The organism is Actinacidiphila bryophytorum (assembly GCF_016916835.1).
Taxonomy (GTDB): domain Bacteria; phylum Actinomycetota; class Actinomycetes; order Streptomycetales; family Streptomycetaceae; genus Actinacidiphila; species Actinacidiphila bryophytorum.
On sequence record NZ_JAFFIX010000008.1, the window covers coordinates 233,547 to 250,407 of the forward strand.

Here is a 16,861-nt window from a genome sequence, read left to right on the forward strand (position 1 = left end):
CGTGTCGTTTCCGGGTGCCGGACCACGCCGTACGCTGCCGCGTGCGGCTCTGGCGCGCCTGGCGCCGAGCCACGTCCGGCCCCTTCGTGCCAGGACGCCTGCCCGGCCAGGACCACGGCAAACGGCCGCCAAGGGAAGAGGGGCCGGGAAAATCATGAAGGGTCCCCGCGGGCCTTCGCCCGCAGGAACCCTTCGGCGGAACCGTGGGATCAGTCGACGGTGCCGGACGCGGTGATGACGACCTTCGCCGAGAGCTGGCCGCTGCGCGACCCCTTGCCCTCGATCAGCTTGACCAGCTCCGAGCCCTCGACGACCTCGCCGAAGACGACGTGCTTGCCGTCGAGCCAGGGGGTGGGAACGGTCGTGACGAAGAACTGCGAGCCGTTGGTGTTCGGCCCGGCGTTCGCCATCGACAGCAGGAACGGCCGGTCGTGCTTGAGCTGGAAGTTCTCGTCCTTGAACTTCTCGCCGTAGATGCTCTTGCCGCCGCGGCCGTCACCGGAGGTGAAGTCGCCGCCCTGGAGCATGAACTCCGGGATGACCCGGTGGAAGGCGGAGCCCGCGTAGCCGAAGCCGTGCTCGCCGGTGGCGAGCTCGCGGAAGTTCCTGGCGGTCTCGGGCACCACGTCGTCGAAGAGCCGGAAGACGATGCGTCCGGACGGCTCACCGTTGACAGAGATGTCGAAGTACACATTGTTCATGTGCCCCATCCTTGCATCCCGGTGACCGCGGGCGGTGCGTCGGGGCCGCCTCCCGGCCGTGTCAGCCCGCCCGTCAGGCCAGCAGATCGCCGATCGCGGCGATCCCCTCGCCGATCGCACGCTCGCTCACGTTGCCGAAGCCGAGGACGATTCGTGCCGGTTGCGGGGCCTTCCCCGCCCGGTTGGCGCTCATGCCGTACAGGCCGACACCGCGGGCGCGGGCCGCGTCCACCACCGCCCGCTCGTCGGCGCCCGCGGGCAGGTGTGCGACCGCGTGGAAACCGGCGGCCAGGCCCGTGAGGCGTACGCCGGGGGCGTGCGCGGCAAGCGCCGCGACCAGTGCCTCGCGCCGGGCGGCGTACACCGTACGCATCCGGCGCAGGTGCCGGTCGTAGCGCCCGGACTCCAGCAGCCGGGCCAGCGCGAGCTGGTCCAGGGTGGGCGAGCCCCGGTCGTCGAGCTGCTTGTACGCGGTGACGCTGCCGGTGAGCGCGGGCGGGCACAGCAGCCAGCCGATGCGCAGGGCGGGTGCCAGCGACTTGCTGACCGTGCCGATCGCGACGACCCGGTCGGCGGCCAGCCCCTGCACCGCGCCGACCGGGTCGCGGTCGTCGTAGCGGAACTCGGCGTCGTAGTCGTCCTCGATGACGTAGCCGTCGTGGGCGGCGGCCCACTCGACCAGGGCCAGCCGCCGCCGTGCGGCCATCACCACACCGGTCGGCCACTGGTGGGCGGGCGTGACCAGGACGGCACGGGCGCCGGTCGCGGTGAGCGCACCGACGTCGACACCCTCGTCGTCCACCGCTACGGGCACGGCCGCCATCCCGGCGTGCGCCGCGGCCGCAGCGGTCATCGCGGGGGCGCCCGGGTCCTCGTAGGCAAGCGTACGCACCCCCGCCGCTGCCAGTGCTCGCAGCGTCAGGGCGAGGCCCTGTGCGTAGCCGGAGCAGACGACCGTGCGCTCGGGGTCGGCGGCCGCTGCCCTGACCCGCCGCTGGTAGCCGGCGATCACCTCGCGCAGGTGCGCGCTGCCGCGCGGGTCGCCGTAGTCGAGCGCGGCGGTGGGCATGGCGCGGGCGGCCTCGCGGGTCGCCCACAGCCAGTCGGCCATCGGGAAGGAGCCGAGATCGGGCACGCCGGTCCTGAAGTCGGCCAGCAGCCGCGGGGGTTGCTCGGGGACGGCAGGCGGCGCGGGCGGCGGACAGGCGCCGGCCGCGACGCTTGTCGCGGCGCCCACACGGGAGACCAGGTAGCCCTCGGCCCGCAGTTGGGCGTAGCAGTCCTGCACGAGCCCGCGCGACAGGCCGAGCCTGCGGGCCAGTTCACGCGAGGACGGCAGGCGTTCGCCGACGTCGAGGCGCCCGCCGCGGATGGCGTCCCTGAGCTGGTCCTCCAGCTGGGCGCGCAGCGGGCGTGGGCTGTCCCTGTCGAGGGTGAGCAGCACCTCGGGCGACAGACCGGACCACTCCAGCGGCATGGAAATGGAGCTTACCGGGGGGCCGGTGCTTCCCTAACGTCGTCGCCATGACCACCTCGCAGCCTCTGCACACCCCCACGCCCGCCCCCGCCGCCCTCCCGCCCGCCCGGCCGCCGCTGGTGACCAGACCGCTGCTGCTGCGTTTCGTGACCGTGGTCGGCGCGTCCGCGAGCTTCTTCCTGCTGCTGTCGGTCGTCCCGCTGTACGCCACCGCGTCCGGCGGCGACGCGGGCCTCGCGACGGGTGCGCTGATGCTCGCCACGGTGTGCGGCGAGCTGGCGACACCGCGGCTGGTGGCCCGCTTCGGCTACCGGTCGGCGCTGGCGGCCGGCCTGGTCCTGCTGGGGGCGCCGGCCCTGTTCCTGACCGCGTGGGGCGGCATGGGCTGGATCGTCGCGGGGTGCTGCCTGCGCGGCCTCGGCTTCGCACTGACGGTGGTGGCGGGCGGCGCGCTGACCGCCGCGCTGATCCCGGCGGAGCGCCGCGGCGAGGGCCTGGCCCTGGTCGGGGTGGTGTCCGGGGTGCCCTCACTGATCGCGCTGCCGCTGGGCGTATGGCTGGCCGACCGCTCCGGCTACCTGCCGGTGTCGGTGCTGGCGGGACTGCTGGCCCTGGCCGTGGTCCCGGCGGTCCCGGGGCTGCCGGGGCGCGAGGAGCGCCCCGGCGACGAGGGCGCGGCGCCGGGGAGACGGCGGGCGGGGGCGGCCCTGGCACGGGCGGTGCGGACCTTCCGCATCGGCGGGCGGGGGTTCGGCCGGGGCGGGTCCAGCGTTCGCGGCGGGTCCGCCGGGCGGGGACCGGCCCGGCGCGGGTCCGGTGAGCGGAGGTCCGTCCGGGGCGGAACCGATGAGCGCGGATCCGTCGTTCGCGGGTCCGTCGTTCGCGGGTCCGTCGTTCGCGGGTCCGTCGTTCGCGGGTCCGGCGTTCGCGGGTCCGGCGTTCGAGGCGGGTCCGAAAGGCGCAGATCGGCCGGGCGCCAGTCCAGTGACCGCGGCGGGTCCGTCGGGCGCGGGTTGCGGGACGGCGGGCTGCTGCGGCCCGCCGGCGTCTTCACCGTCACCGCGCTCGGCGCGGGCATCGTCGTGACCTTCCTGCCGCTGGCCGTGCCGGCGGGCGCCTCGGACGTGGTGGCCGCCGCGCTCTTCGTGCAGCCGGCCGCCGCGACCGCGACGCGGTGGTTCGCCGGGCGGCTCGGCGACCGGCACGGGCCCGGGCGGCTGGTGCTGCCGGGGCTGCTGCTGTCGGCCGCGGGGCTGCTGCTGACCGCGGCGACCGGAAGCACCGCCGCGGTGCTGTGCGGTGTCGCGGTCTTCGGCGCCGGGTTCGGGGTGGCGCAGAACGCCACGCTCGCGCTGATGTACTCCCGGGTGTCCACGGCCGGTTACAGCACGGTGAGCGCGCTGTGGAACGTCGGCTACGACGCCGGCATGGGCGCGGGCGCGGTCGGGTTCGGCGCCCTGGCCGCGGCCACGGGCTACCCGGCGGCCTTCGCCCTGACCGCGGCGGCGATGCTGCTCGCCTTCCGGCCCGCGCGCCGGGCCTGACGGCGCGGTTGCCGCCCGCCGCCGGATGTCCGACATCGCGGCAGATGCCCCGACGTCCCGCCCGTGGACGGACGTGGCCGCAGGAATGCCCTTTTCTGCGGGACCGCACATCACGGTCGCAGACTCTGCACACACGCCCTCCGCTTCTGCGCGTGACCGGCCGTGCAACCCGTGGGAAACGCAGGGGTGTTCGACCGCCGCGAGCCGCGGCCGGGCCGTTCCCACGGTGTACGAATTCATGGGGGCAAACTGTGTGAAGAATTCGTCGGCACCATGTGCCGACACCCCGCACACCGCGCCGACCTGCATGTACCTGCGGCTGATGCCGGGTGGATCAGCGCGGTGCGACGTGCTTACATCGTGCGCCAAGCGGGACTTGAGCGAACGCTCTACGGAATTCCGGGTGCCGGCAAGGCGGTTGATTCGACCTGCCCTGACATCACCCCCTGTCCGGTCGAGAGAATTTTCGAACCATTCCGCACAACGAAGGGAATACGCAGTCATGCGCAAGGACTCCACCCCCCAGATCGAGACCCGCGAGATTTCCGACGCCGACCTCGACGGCATCTCGGGCGGCATCCTCGCCCCGGTCCTGGACACCGTCTTCACCATCGACTCGATGCTGCCCACCGTGTCCGACGTGGCGGGTCTCGCCACCTCGGCGACCGGCCTGAACGTCGCCCCGCTGACCGGTCTCGCCGGTCTCTGAGCGCACCGCACGACCATCCGTGGACCCCGGGGACTGACACCCGGGGTCCACGGGCCTGTCCAGGGAGGGACTCCGGTGGAATTCCGGCAGAAGGCGCTGTCCAGGCTCCGCTCGCCCGAGGAGCTGGATCTGCCGGTGCGGCTCGCCCGCCCGCAGGGGCTGCTGGCGCTGACCGTGGCGCTGGTCGTCATGGCCGGCGCGGGTGTGTGGGCGTTCGGCGGCTCGGTCGCGTCGCGGGTGACGGTGGCCGGCGTGCTGACCCACGGCCACGGCGGCTACGTGCTGCAGAGCCCGCTGGCCGGCCAGGTGGTACGGGTACGGGCCGCGGTCGGCGACCTGCTGGCGGCCGGGGCGCCGCTGCTCGACGTGCGGACCGCGGCAGGGGTGCAGCAGGTGCGGCTGGTCGAGGCGGGCCGGGTGACCTCGCTGCCCGCCGGTATCGGCTCCGTGGTCGCCGCGGGCAGCGCGGTCGCCGGGCTCGAACGCGCAGGGCAGGCGGACGACCCGCTGGAGGCGGTGCTCTACCCGGTCGGCGGCGCCCCGCTGCCGGTCGGCGCCACCGTGGAGATGACGGTGCAGTCGGTGCCCGCGGGCCGCTACGGGGTGCTGCGCGGCAAGGTCGCCGGGGCCGGCGCCGTGCCGCAGAGCGCGCAGCAGATCGCCGACTTCCTCGGTGACGCGCGGCTCGGTGCCGCCTTCGCCGCGCACGGGGCGCCCTACGCGGTCACGGTGCGGCTGCTGCGCGACCCGCGGACGGCGACCGGCTACGGCTGGTCCTCGCGCGGCGGGCCGCCGACCGCGCCCGCCTCGCTGACCCCGGTGAGCGCTTCGGTGCTGCTGCCCGCGCAGCGCCCGATCGACTGGCTGCTGCCGTGACCGCCCGGCACACCGGCCGCGCGGACGCGGCGGCCGCCGCTGGCCGGCACCGCCCGGGGCGCACCGGCAGGCGTGCGCGCCGGGTGCGCACCCCGAGCGTGCTGCAGATGGAGGCGGTGGAGTGCGGCGCCGCGGCCCTGGCGATGGTGCTCGGCCACCACGGCCGCCATGTGCCGCTGGAGGAGCTGCGGGTGGCCTGCGGTGTCTCGCGCGACGGCTCGCGGGCCGGCAATCTCCTCAAGGCGGCCCGCGGCTACGGCCTGCAGGCCAAGGGCATGCAGATGGAGCCGGCCGCGCTGGCGGAACTGCCGCCGCCTTCCGTCCTGTTCTGGGAGTTCAACCACTACGTCGTGTACGAGGGCACAGGCCGCCACCTGGGGCGGCGCGGGGTGCACCTCAACGACCCGGCGCGGGGGCGGCGGTTCGTGACGCCCGCGGAGTTCGACGCGGGTTTCACCGGTGTGGTGCTCACCTTCGAGCCGGGTGAGGGCTTCGTGCGGGCCGGCCGCAGGCCGGGCATCGTCCGCGGGCTGCCGGCCCGGCTGCGCGGCACCGGCGCGGCCATGGCGGCGGCGGTGCTGGCCAGCCTGCTGCTGGTCGTGGTCGGCGCGGCGGCGCCCGCGCTGAGCCGCACGTACATCGACGGCTTCCTGCTCGGCGGGCGCTCGTCGCTGCTGGGCACCCTGCTGACCGCGATGGCCGTCGTGGTGGGCCTCACCGCGGCGCTGACCTGGGTGCAGCAGTCGAACCTGCTGCACGGGCGGGTGGTGTCGGGCACGCTGGGCAGCGCCCGCTTCATGCGGCACCTGTTGCGGCTGCCGGTGCGCTTCTTCGCGCAGCACAGCCCCGCCGACCTGGTGCAGCGCCTGCAGTCCAACGACAGTGTCGCCGAGACGCTGGCCAGGGACCTGGCGGCGGCCGGGGTGGACGCGGTCGTGGTGCTGCTCTACGCGGCCCTGCTGTGGACCTACGACCGGCAACTGACCGTGCTGGGCGTGCTGATCGCGCTGCTCAACGTGGCGGCGATGCGGGTGGTCGTACGGCTGCGCGCCACGGGGACGCGCAAACTGCGGGCGGACACCGCCCGGTTGACCAACACCGCCTACAGCGGGCTGCAGTTGATCGAGACGATGAAGGCCACCGGCGGTGAGGACGGCTACTTCCGGCGCTGGGCGGGTCAGCACGCGGCCACCTTGGAGGGCAGGCAGCGGCTGGGTGTGCCCGGTGCGGCGCTCGCGGTCGTCGCACCGGCGCTTGCCGCGCTGAACAGCGCGCTGATCCTGCTGATCGGCGGGCGCCGGGCGGTCGCCGGCGGCATCTCGGTGGGCTTGCTGGTCGCCTTCCAGGCGCTGGTGACGAGCTTCACCGCACCGGTCACCCGGCTCAGTGCGGTCGCCGGGCGGGCGCAGGACTTCGCCGCGGACGTCGCCCGGCTCAGGGACGTGGAGAACTTCCCCGTCGACCCGGTCCACTCCCCCGCCCGGGCGGCGGCCGCCGCGGCGCAGGCCGGGCACCGGGCCGCGGGCCATGTCGCCCTGGAGGGCGTCGACTTCGGCTACAGCCCGCTCGACCCGCCGCTGCTGACCGGCTTCTCCCTGGCGGTGGGGCCGGGCCGCCAGGTGGCGCTGGTCGGCGGCTCGGGAAGCGGCAAGTCGACCGTGGCCCGGCTGGTCTGCGGGCTGTACGAGCCGACCCGCGGCACGGTGCGCATCGACGGGCGCGCGCTGGCGGAACTGCCGCGCAGCGTGCTGTCCGCGTCGGTGGCCTTCGTCGACCAGGACGTCTTCCTCTTCGAGGGCACGGTCCGCGACAACGTGGCGCTGTGGGACCCCTCGGTCACCGACGCGGCGGTGACGGCAGCCCTCGCGGACGCCGCCGTCCTCGACGTGGTCGCCCGGCGTCCCGGCGGCATCCGCTGCCGCGTGGAGCAGGACGGCCGCAACTTCTCCGGCGGCCAGCGCCAGCGCCTGGAGATCGCCCGCGCCCTGGTCCGCGACCCCGCGGTGCTGGTGCTCGACGAGGTGACCAGCGCCCTGGACGCCGAGACCGAGCGCCTGATCATCGACAACCTGCGGCGGCGCGGCTGTGCGCGGGTGGTCGTGGCCCACCGGCTGAGCACGGTCCGCGACAGCGACGAGATCGTCGTCCTCGACCGCGGCACGATCGTCGAACGCGGCCGCCACGAGGCCCTGGTGGCCGCGGGCGGCGCCTACGCCGACCTGGTCAGGGAGCACTGAGATGACCCACCCACCGGGCACCTTCCCCGCACCGCCCGAGGACACCGCCCCGGGCGGGCACGACGCCGGGCAGCTGCCGTACGGCGGCGGCGCTCCGTATACCGGCGGGCAGACGGGGTACGGGAGCGGCGACCCGGTCCTCGCCGTGCTGGGCGGCTTCGGGGCTGAGGTCGACTGCACGGGGGTGGGCAGTCTGGGGCTGGCGGGCGCGGACGGGGTGTGGCTGGTCACCGCCGGCGCCGTGGACCTCTTCGCCGTCGCGGGGGACGGGCAGGGGCGCTGGCACTTCCTGGGGCGGCTCGCGGCCGGTACCGCGGTGCTGGGGCCGCCGCCCGGGCCGCACCACACGCTGGTCGGGCGCCCGCTGCCCGGGTGCGGGCTGCGGCGGATCGCCCTGCGCGAGCTGTTCGCCGACCCGTACGCGCCGCCGTACGCCGCAGGCAGCGGGCCGCTGGGCCCGCTGGAGCAGGCGTTCGCACTGGGCGTCGGGCGCGGGCTGCGGCTGATGTTCGAGGCGCGGGTCGACGGGCGGCCCGCGACCGGGGCCGCGTCGGCGCAGGACGACATCGAGTGGGTGCCGGTCGAGCCGGGCAGCGTACGGGACGGTGCCGTGTACGGCGCCGAGTCCGCCGGGCAGCTGCTGGTCGACGGGGCGATGTGGCAGCGCATGGTCAGGCAGCAGTCGCGGCTGCTGCTGGCCCTCGGGCGGTGGATCGAGCAGGTCGAGCGCGCCCACGAGGAGCGGGCCGCCGCAGGGACGCGGGCGGGCGAGGCCGCGGGCGCGCGGGCCGACCGGCTGCTGCTGGCCGCGCTCGACGGGCCGGGCCGGGACTCCGGCGGCGCCGCCGACGCGACGCTCGCGGTGTGCCGGCTGGTCGCGGCGGCCGGCGGCATCGAGGTGACCGAGCCCGCGGGCGGCGGGGCGGGCAGCCGGCTGGGTCCCGTGGAGCGCATCGCGGTCGCCTCGGGCTTGCGCACCCGCGAGGTCGGGCTGGGCGGGCGCTGGTGGCGTACGGACGCCGGCCCCCTGGTGGGCAGCAGGGCGGCGTCCGGGGCGCCGGTGGCGCTGCTGTGGGGGCGCGGCGGCTACCGGGCGGTGGACCCGGCGAGCGGGCGTACGACCAGGGTCGGCCCGGCGAACGCGGCGGGTTTCGCCCCGCAGGCGGTGATGTTCTACCGCCCGCTGCCCGCGCGGGCGGTGTCCACGCGCGGGCTGCTGCGCTTCGGGCTGCGCGGCACCGGCGCCGACCTGTGGCGGCTGCTGGCCGGCAGCCTGGTCGCGGTCGGGCTCGGGGCGCTGGTGCCGCTGGCGACCGGGCGGGTGCTGGGCAGTTATGTGCCGCAGGGCGAGAACGGGCTGATCGTGCAGGCCGCCCTCGCGGTCGTGGCGGCCACCGTGGTGTCCGCGGCCTTCATGCTGGTGCAGAACATCGCGGTGCTGCGGCTCGAAGGCCGCATCGAGGCGACACTGCAACCGGCCGTCTGGGACCGGCTGTTGCGGCTGCCGACGGGCTTCTTCGCCCACCGGTCCACCGGTGAGCTGGCGAGCGCCGCGATGGGCGTGAGCGCGATCCGCAAGGTGCTCTCCGGCACGGCATCGGTCGCGGTGCAGTCCGGTACGGTCGCGGCGGTCAACCTGGTGCTGCTGCTGTGCTACAGCGTGCCGCTTGCGCTGGCCGCGCTCGGCATGCTGGCGGTCGTGGCCGCGGTGCTGCTGACCGCGGGCCTTGCCCAACTGCGGTGGCAGCGGCAGCTGGTGGAGCTGGGCAACCGGCTCAACAACCAGGCCTTCCAGACCCTGCGGGGACTGCCGAAGCTGCGGGTCGCCGCGGCGGAGAGCTTCGCCTATGCCGCATGGGCCGCGGACTTCGCGCGCAGCCGCGAACTGCAGCGCAAGGCCGGGCGGATCGGGAACGCGGCGACCGTCGTCAACGCCGTCTACCTGCCGCTGTGCACGCTCGCGGTCTTCGCGCTGCTCGCGGGTCCCGCCCGCGGCAGCCTGTCGGCGGCGGGCTTCCTGACCTTCAACTCGGCGGCCACGATGATGCTCTCGTCCGCGGGCCAGCTCACCGGGGCGCTGCTGTCGGCGGTTTCCGTGCTGCCGATGGTCGAGCAGCTGCGCCCTGTGCTGGACGCGGCGCCCGAGGTGCCGGCCGGCCGCACGCAGCCCGGTGAGCTGTCCGGTGCGGTCGAGGCCGTCGCGGTGTCCTACCGCTACCTGGGCGAGGGTCCCGCCGCGCTGGACGAGGTGTCGCTGCGGGTGGCGCCCGGCGAGTTCGTGGCGGTCGTCGGGCCGAGCGGCTGCGGCAAGTCGACGCTGCTGCGGCTGCTGATCGGCTTCGACTCCCCCGGCGCGGGCAGCGTCCGCTACGACGGCCAGGACCTGGCCGCACTGGACCTGGCGGCGGTGCGCCGGCAGTGCGGGGTGGTGCTGCAGCACGCGCAGCCCTTCAGCGGCTCGGTCCTGGACTGCATACGCGGCGGTGGCACGTACTCGCTGGAGGAGGCGTGGCAGGCCGCCGCGATGGCCGGGCTCGCCGAGGACATCAAGGCGATGCCGATGGGCATGCACACCGTGCTGCCGGACGGCGGCGCTGCGGTGTCCGGCGGGCAGCGCCAGCGGCTCATGATCGCGCAGGCGCTGATCCGCCGTCCGCGGATCCTCTTCCTCGACGAGGCGACCAGCGCGCTGGACAACGCCACGCAGCGCACCGTCATCGACAGCACCCGCGCCCTGCGGGCCACCAGGATCGTCGTCGCCCACCGGCTGTCCACGGTGCTCGACGCGGACCGGGTCGTCGTGATGGACGCGGGCCGCATCGTCCAGCAGGGACCGCCCGCCGCCCTGCTGGCCGACACCGCGGGCCCCTTCCACGCGCTGGTCCGCCGCCAGACGCTGTGACGGCGGCCCCGCGGCGGGCCGCGGCCCCGGGCACGGCAGGATGGCCCGATGACCGACTTCCTGACCATCGGCGAGAGCGTCGCCGACATCGTCCGCACCCCCGGCAGGCCCGATGTCGCGCATCCCGGCGGGAGTTCCGCGAACGTCGCCTACGGGCTGGCCCGGCTGGGGCGCCGCGCCGCGCTGCTCACCCAGATCGGGCAGGACGAGGCGGGGCGGCTCATCCGCGACCACCTGGTGTCCGCGGGGGTGGAGCTGCTGACCGACGGGCAGCGGGGCGCGGCCACACCCACCGCGGTGGTGACGCTGGACGGGCAGGGGGCCGCCTCGTACGACTTCGCCATCGGCTGGACCCTGCGGCCGGTGGAGGTGCCGGCGGGCGTACGGCATGTGCACCTCGGGTCGATCGGTGCGGTGCAGCCGCCGGGCGCCGCCGCGGCACTCGAGGTGACCGCCGGGCTGCGGGCGTCGGCGACGGTCAGCTACGACCCGAACGTGCGCCCGGCGCTGCTGGGCGACCGGGCGCGGGCGGCGGAGCGGGTGGAGCGGTGCGTGGCGCTCAGCGACGTGGTCAAGGCCAGCGACGAGGATCTGCGGTGGCTGTACCCGGGCGAGCCGGCCGGCGAGGTGGCGCGGCGCTGGCTCGGGCTCGGCCCGGCCGCGGTCTTCGTGACGCTCGGCGCGCAGGGCGCCCTGGCCTTCACCGCTGCCGGGCAGGTCTCCGCCGCCCCGGTGCCGGTCGAGGTCGCCGACACGGTGGGGGCGGGCGACGCCTTCATGGCCGCCGCGCTCGACACGATGGCCGCGCTCGGGCTGACCGGTGCCACGGCCCGCGCCGGCCTCGCGGCCGGCCTCGACGGCCCGGCGCTGGCCGCGATGCTGCACCGGGCGGGCGCGGCGGCGGCCCTGACCGTCTCCCGGGCGGGCGCGAACCCGCCGGACGCGGCGGAGCTGGCAGCGGCCCTGGAGGCGGCGGGCTCAGTCGGCCAGTGAGTCGAGGGTGTCGGCGGCTGGGGCGAAGAAGAGGGTGCCGGTGACCGGGGTGGAGAAGTCGAGGATGCGGTCGTGCTCGGTGGCGCCGTCGCCGAGGAACATGTGCCGCAGCATCTCCTCGGTCACCGCGGGGGTGCGCGCGTAGCCGATGAAGTAGGTGCCGAACTCGCCACTGCCGGGGCTGCCGAAGGGCATGTTGTCGCGGAGGATCTTCCGCTCGCTGCCGTCGGGGCCGGTGATCGTGTTCAGCTCGACGTGCGAGCCGGGGGTGCCGGTCTCGACGTTGGTGAGTTTGCGGCGGCCGACGATGTGCTCCTGCTGCTCGACCGTGAGCGCGTTCCAGGCGTCGAGGTCGTGCAGGTACTTCTGCACGATCACATAGGAGCCGCCCGCCGCGCCGGGGTCCTCCTCGCCGACGAGTACGGCGTCGGCGGCCTCGGCGCCGACCGGGTTCTCCGTGCCGTCCACGAAGCCGAGCAGGTCGCGCTGGTCCAGGTAGGCGAAGCCCTGCACCTCGTCGGCGACGCCGACCGAGCCGCGCAGCCGCGCCATGATCTCGGTGGCCAGCGAGAAGCACAGGTCCTGCCGGGTGGCGCGGATGTGGAGGAGCAGGTCGCCAGGGGTGGCGGGCGCGCTGTGCCTGGCGCCGTGCAGCTCGGCGAAGGGGTGCAGCTCCGCGGGCCGCGCCAAGCCGGGGAGCAGCCGGTCCCAGACGTCCGAGCCGATCCCGGCGACGACGCTCAGCTCGCCCGCGGGGTGGCCGAAGCCGACCGCGCGCTGCAGCCCGGCCAGGTCGCCGAGCAGATCGCGCACGGCCGGTTCGCCGCCCTGGTCGACGGTGAGCACGAGGAAGACAGAAGCGGTGGTCAGCGGGCTGAGCACTGGCTGCGGAGTCGGCATGGCCCCATCGTGGCACGCCCCGCTTGCGGCAGGGGGGCCGAGGGGTTTGAGTGAGGAGTACCCCCTGTTTTACCCAGGGGACCCTCCACACCGGCGGGTCGGCCGGCCAGACCGGCCACGGCACCGGTGAGCGAGAGGAGCAGCCATGGCACACCACAAGTCCAACACGGCCGTCGAGGGCGACCCGGACACCGGCCACAGCCGCGGGATGCCGGAACGCCCCGACAAGGACGAGCTGGAGCAGCGTACGGAGGCCGACCGCCAGGAGGTGGCCGCGGCGGTGGCCGCGCAGACCCGGCAGGCGCCGGAGGCGCACATCGACGAGTGGACGCAGCGGCTGGTCAACTTGGCACCCGAGATGCCGCGCGAGCAGGCGCGGAGCTTCGTGCACGACCTCTACTTCGCCGCGCAGCGGGCGCTGGACAGGGAGGTCTGGGAGGCGGACTTCGAGCGCGACGAGTAGGCCGCGGCGCGGCAGGGAGCCCGACATGAGCGGCCGGGCGCGGTGGGTGCCGCGCCCGGCCAGAGCCGTCAGCCGGGGTAGCGCGAGGGCTCGCGCGGCTGGTACGGCTCGTCCGGCTGCTGCGGCCGGGGGCGGCCCTGCGCCCTGATCGGGCCGCGGGCCAGCCGGTGGGCGCCGAGAGCCGCGAAGACGGCGAGCAGGCCGCCGCCACCGGTCCACAGCCAGCGCGGCGACCACCAGGTGCCGGCCCAGCCGTCGCCGGGCGCGACGTCGGGGCCGTTGGCGGAGACCACGGGAGTCACCGAGCCGTCCACGGCGTTGCGGCCGGCGGTGCCGTGCGAGGTGGCCTTGATCGCCGCGCGCACCGGCTGGCCGAGGTCGGCCTCGGTGACCTTCAGCGCGGTGAGCCGCAGGTAGTACGCGCCGCGCAGCGGGTCGTCGGACCAGGTGTCGGCGTAGGCCCGCACGGGGCGCAGGGTGCAGGCGAGTTCCACCGTCGCGGCGCCGGCGGCGGCCGTACGGGTCTGGGCGCCGTAGCGGCAGGGCTGGCGGCGGCGCAGGCCGTCGTAGACGTCGAGCTGCCAGGTCGAGGCGCCGTGCGCGGCGGGGGCGCCGCTGCCGGAGCCGAACGTCACGGTGGCCTTCACCGTGACGTTCTGCCCGGTGTCCGCGGGCACCACCCAGTAAAGGTAGTCGCCCGCCGAGGCGCTGGCGGTGGCCTCCTCGCCCTGCTTGATCGCCGTGGCGGTCAGGAAGTTGGTGCCCGCCTCGGTGGGCGGCCCCTGCTCGCCGGCGGTGGGCGTCGCGGTCGCGCTGGGCGTGGCGCTCGGGGTGTCGTCGGCCGCGGCACGGCCGGTCAGTACGGTCACAGCGGTCGCGGCGAGCAGTCCCGCCGCGGCCAGACGTCGTGCGGTGCGCATCAGTTGGCCCTCCCCGAGTTCATCCGCCAGCGCGCGGCCCAGCCGGTCAGCAGACCGGCGACACCGCCGGTGACGGCGAGCAGCCCCAGCAGCCACCAGCCGCGGCCGAGACCGTAGAAGGCCACGTCGGACGGCTGGTCGGGGCTGTGCACGAGGTCGATGGACAGCTCGACCGGCAGGCCAGGGGTGGTCTTGACCGAGGCGGGCGCGGAGAAGGAGTTGCCGACCTGCAGGCACACGGTCTCCGCCGGGGTGTCGGAGTCGGCCTTCGGCTTGGGGTAGCGGATGCCGGCCGACACCGCGTCGGTGCGGCCGGTGCCGCCCTCGTCGTCGCGGACGATCTCCCGGCCGTGCAGGGTGACGCCCCGCAGCAGCACGCCGTAGTCGGCGTTGACCGCGCGGTCGTCGCTGATGCTCACCGAGGCGCGCAGCTCCTGGCCGGGGCGTACGTCCACGCGGTACCAGCGGTTCTCCGAGAAGGTCTCCCGGTCGGAGTACAGGCCCGCTTTGAGCACGGGGGCGTCGGCGCAGGTCTCGGCGCCCTGGGTGGCGACGGGGGTGGCCACCGGGTCGGTGCTGCGGTTGACCAGCTGCTTGACCTTGGTGGTCAGCTGCGCCCTGTGCTGCACGGTGGTGTACGTGCCACCGGTGGCTTCGGCGATGCAGCTGAGCTGGTTGCGGGTGGTGGAGTTCGGGATCAGGCCGAGCGTGTCGATGACCAGGTGGATGCCCTGGGCGGCGATGTCGCGGGCGACGTCGCAGGGGTTGGCGTTGCAGGTGTCCTCGCCGTCGGTGATCAGCACCATCCGTGCGGTGCCGTCACCGCCGGCCTTCAGGTCCTGGGCGGCCGCGAGCAGGGCGGGGCCGATCGGGGTCCAGCCGGTGGGGGCCAGCGTCGCCACCGCGGTCTTGGCCTCGGTGCGGTTGAGCGGGCCGACCGGGTACAGCTGCCGGGTGTCCTTGCAGCCGGTCTTGCGGTCGTTGCCCGGGTAGTCCGCACCGAGGGTGCGTATGCCGAGGTTGACGTTCTCCGGCGTCGAGTCCAGGACGTCGTCGAAGGCCTGCTTCGCGGCCGACATCCGGCTCTGCCCGTCGATGTCCTTGGCCCGCATGGAGCCGCTGACGTCCAGGACGAGTTCGACCTTCGGTGAGGGTTGCGCCGCGGGTTCGTCCGCGGCGGCGCTCGCGGGCAGCAGCCCGCAGGCGAGGGCGGCCAGCAGGCCACCGGCCATTCCCGTGGCCACGAGTCTTCTCATGATCATCGCAGGATCGTAGTGAAGGTCCGGCCCAATCATGAAGTCGGCTGGTCAGCGGGACGGTTGCGGCACCGGAAGGGCGGACTCCGGTCCGCCGGGACCGACTTGGCGAAGTCTTTACAACCCGGGTCCGCGCTGTGTCGTCTCTGATCGCGACTCCTGGTACGGCCGGGGTCCGCGCCCGCTCCAGGGCGCGGCGGGCCGCGGGAGAACGGAGGGACGGGACATGCGCAGCACTTCACTGGCCGCCGGTGCGGCGGCGGTTCTGGCGGTGGCGGTCGCGGGGGCCGTGCCCGCCGCGGCCTCGGCCCCGGTCGGCCGGGCCGGCACCCCGATGTGCACGACCTCGCAGCTGACCGGGGCGCTCGGCGGCGGCGACGCGGGAGCCGGCAACCTCTACCGCTACCTGGTCCTGACCAACCACAGCTCCACCACCTGCCACCTCACCGGCTACCCCGGGGTGTCCCTGCTCGACTCCGCGGGCAAGCAGATCGGCAAGCCGGCCGACCGGCAGCCCAGCCGGTACTCGCCGGTCGTGCTCCGGCCGGGCGCGTCGGCAAGCGACACGATCCACACCGTGAACCACATGGGCAAGTGCCTGCCGGCGTCGGCGAAGGTGCGGATATATCCGCCCGGGAACACGGCGTCCATGGTCATCGCCGGTGCCGTGACGAACTGCGACAACCTCTTCACGGTGACGCCGATGGCCGCGGGGCGGGACGGGAGCGACCCGGTGAATCCCACGCCCACGCGGACGTCGGCGCCCAAGCCCACGCCGTCCACCGGGCAGCAGGTCCCGACCGTGCCCGCCGGCGCCCCCGACACCGGGCTCGCCGCCACTGGCTCCGGTCACTCCGCGACCCTGACGGTCGGCGCGATCGCCGGTGCCGGCGGGGTCCTCCTCGGCGGCCTCACCCTCGCCACGGCCCGCCGCCGCCGCACCCGGGGCTGACGTGCCACCCACGCCCGTACCTCAGCCACAGCCGTGGCCTCCCCCCGCGCCCGTACGGGGCGCCTCCCCCCGCAGCGCGACTGCGGACGCGTCGTGGCTTGTCGCGCAGTTCCCCGCGCCCCTGGGGGTGCCCTCTGGGGAGAGGGCGAGCGTTTTTAGGGGCGCGGGGAACTGCGCGCCCCATCACGACGCACGGAAAGGTGCAAGCTCGCAGCAAGTGGCAATCACCCAGGGGCGCGGGGAACTGCGCGACAAGCCACGGCGGTGGCGCGGGGGACGCGCAGCGTGGGGGGTGGTGGCGGTCATCGCCGCGGTGGTGACCGCCGGGTGCGACGGGAAGAGCGAGGGCCAGGCGCCGCCCCCGGCCGCGACGGGACGGCACCCCGGCACAGGAGCGGCCACCACCACGGTGGCCCCAAGTGCGGGGAAGGCCACCCCGATGGCCAGGTCGCAGCCGCAGCGGCTGCGGATACCGGGGCTCGGGGTGGACACCCCCGTCATGTCCGTGGGACTCGCCCCCGACGGCACCGTCCGCGTCCCGCCGATCAAGGCGCACTCACCGGCCGGGTGGTACGACGGTTCGCCGACGCCGGGCGAGACCGGCCCGTCCGTGCTGCTGGGGCACGTGACGGTCGGCGCGTACGGCGACGGCGTCTTCCGGCACCTGGACCGTATGCGCCCCGGCGACCGGGTGAGCATCACCCGGTCGGACGGCACGACCGCGACCTTCGCCGTCGACAAGGTGCAGACGGTGGCGAAGTCGCACTTCCCGACGGAGGCGGTGTACGGGAACGTCGACCACCCCGCCCTGCGTCTCATCACGTGCGGCGGCACGCGTATCTCCGGCGGTGGCGGCTATACGGACAACGTGATCGTCTACGCCTCGCTGGTCGGCGGCTCGTGAACGACTGGCCGGCGGCGGCCAGCACCC

14 protein-coding genes are annotated in these 16,861 nt (G+C 75.1%); 9 read left to right on the forward strand and 5 right to left on the reverse strand.

Annotated elements, in window-relative coordinates; genetic code table 11:
* Positions 1–209: 209 nt before the first annotated feature.
* Positions 210–710 carry a peptidylprolyl isomerase gene (locus tag JT723_RS14855; RefSeq protein ID WP_205045067.1) on the reverse strand — a complete coding sequence of 167 codons (501 nt, stop codon included), beginning with the start codon at positions 708–710 and terminating at the stop codon, positions 210–212.
* 64 nt (positions 711–774) lie between these two features.
* On the reverse strand, positions 775–2,178 hold the full coding sequence (gene pdxR, locus JT723_RS14860) for a MocR-like pyridoxine biosynthesis transcription factor PdxR (protein ID WP_205045068.1): 1,404 nt from the start codon (positions 2,176–2,178) through the stop codon (positions 775–777).
* Between the two features lie 47 nt (positions 2,179–2,225).
* Here pdxR and JT723_RS14865 point away from each other — a divergent pair, with 47 nt between their 5' ends.
* The 6 genes from JT723_RS14865 (at position 2,226) to JT723_RS14890 (ending at position 11,439) form a co-directional block, all read left to right on the forward strand.
* A complete protein-coding gene (locus JT723_RS14865; RefSeq protein WP_205045070.1) occupies positions 2,226–3,722 on the forward strand; it encodes an MFS transporter in 1,497 nt (498 codons plus the stop codon).
* 502 nt (positions 3,723–4,224) lie between these two features.
* On the forward strand, positions 4,225–4,431 hold the full coding sequence (locus JT723_RS14870) for a type A2 lantipeptide (RefSeq protein ID WP_205045071.1): 207 nt from the start codon (positions 4,225–4,227) through the stop codon (positions 4,429–4,431).
* Between the two features lie 75 nt (positions 4,432–4,506).
* A complete protein-coding gene (locus JT723_RS14875) occupies positions 4,507–5,307 on the forward strand; it encodes a hypothetical protein (RefSeq protein WP_205045074.1) in 801 nt (266 codons plus the stop codon).
* A gap of 107 nt (positions 5,308–5,414) precedes the next feature.
* Positions 5,415–7,544 carry an NHLP family bacteriocin export ABC transporter peptidase/permease/ATPase subunit gene (locus JT723_RS14880; RefSeq protein WP_240165648.1) on the forward strand — a complete coding sequence of 710 codons (2,130 nt, stop codon included), beginning with the start codon at positions 5,415–5,417 and terminating at the stop codon, positions 7,542–7,544.
* A 1-nt stretch (position 7,545) separates the two neighbouring features.
* Positions 7,546–10,446, forward strand: coding sequence for an NHLP bacteriocin export ABC transporter permease/ATPase subunit (locus JT723_RS14885; protein WP_205045075.1), 2,901 nt, complete (start codon positions 7,546–7,548; stop codon positions 10,444–10,446).
* Positions 10,447–10,494: 48 nt separating this feature from the next.
* Entirely contained in the window at positions 10,495–11,439 is a 945-nt protein-coding gene (locus JT723_RS14890) for a carbohydrate kinase family protein (RefSeq protein WP_205045077.1), read from the forward strand.
* Here JT723_RS14890 and JT723_RS14895 read toward each other — a convergent pair.
* Positions 11,425–12,339 (reverse strand): Dyp-type peroxidase, encoded by a 915-nt coding sequence (locus JT723_RS14895; protein WP_205045079.1) that lies wholly within the window; start codon positions 12,337–12,339, stop codon positions 11,425–11,427. The genes JT723_RS14890 and JT723_RS14895 overlap by 15 nt on opposite strands.
* A gap of 145 nt (positions 12,340–12,484) precedes the next feature.
* On the opposite strand from JT723_RS14895, the gene JT723_RS14900 reads away from it, so the two are divergent.
* Positions 12,485–12,802, forward strand: coding sequence for a hypothetical protein (locus JT723_RS14900; RefSeq protein WP_205045160.1), 318 nt, complete (start codon positions 12,485–12,487; stop codon positions 12,800–12,802).
* A 68-nt stretch (positions 12,803–12,870) separates the two neighbouring features.
* Here the strand turns inward: JT723_RS14900 and JT723_RS14905 are convergent, their stop codons facing one another.
* Together JT723_RS14905 and JT723_RS14910 are read right to left on the reverse strand one after the other, a co-directional pair.
* Positions 12,871–13,722, reverse strand: coding sequence for a hypothetical protein (locus JT723_RS14905; protein ID WP_205045080.1), 852 nt, complete (start codon positions 13,720–13,722; stop codon positions 12,871–12,873).
* Positions 13,722–14,984: a VWA domain-containing protein gene (locus tag JT723_RS14910; RefSeq protein ID WP_205045081.1), complete on the reverse strand. Its 1,263-nt coding sequence runs from the start codon at positions 14,982–14,984 to the stop codon at positions 13,722–13,724. The genes JT723_RS14905 and JT723_RS14910 overlap by 1 nt, the downstream gene beginning before the upstream one ends.
* A gap of 220 nt (positions 14,985–15,204) precedes the next feature.
* Here JT723_RS14910 and JT723_RS14915 point away from each other — a divergent pair, with 220 nt between their 5' ends.
* Together JT723_RS14915 and JT723_RS14920 are read left to right on the forward strand one after the other, a co-directional pair.
* Positions 15,205–15,930: a DUF4232 domain-containing protein gene (locus tag JT723_RS14915; protein ID WP_205045082.1), complete on the forward strand. Its 726-nt coding sequence runs from the start codon at positions 15,205–15,207 to the stop codon at positions 15,928–15,930.
* A 292-nt stretch (positions 15,931–16,222) separates the two neighbouring features.
* Positions 16,223–16,834, forward strand: a complete 612-nt coding sequence (locus JT723_RS14920) for a class F sortase (RefSeq protein ID WP_372441310.1) — start codon at positions 16,223–16,225, stop codon at positions 16,832–16,834.
* The last annotated feature ends 27 nt before the right edge of the window (positions 16,835–16,861 follow it).